Annotated in this window: 1 protein-coding gene; it reads right to left on the reverse strand. The window is 33.5% G+C overall.

From position 1 onward, the window contains the following. On the reverse strand, positions 1-272 hold a 272-nt coding region (locus tag SB717_RS35930; protein WP_410907760.1), incomplete at both ends, for a collagenase.

The following is a 272-nucleotide window of genomic DNA, read 5'->3' on the forward strand; positions in this document are numbered from 1 at the left end:
CTTTATCATTACCAATTACACGGTGATATTGTGCTTTTACTTCTTTGGCTGCCCAATATAATTTCTTAATTTTTTCTTCTGTTACTTTATCTCCCGTCTTGAAGACAATTGATCCGTCATCAAATGTATATGTTTTAGGTAAGTATTGTCGTTTCCCTTCTTCACGTATTTTCTGTAGATCTACTGCATTTCCACTATAATCTTTTCCACCATAGTTTGTTTTAATTTGTTCTACTGCTACAAAATAAGGTCCACTTAGACGAGGATACAAG

The sequence above is a fragment of the Priestia sp. SIMBA_032 genome, from assembly GCF_046535215.1.
Classification (GTDB): Bacteria; Bacillota; Bacilli; order Bacillales; family Bacillaceae_H; genus Priestia; species Priestia aryabhattai.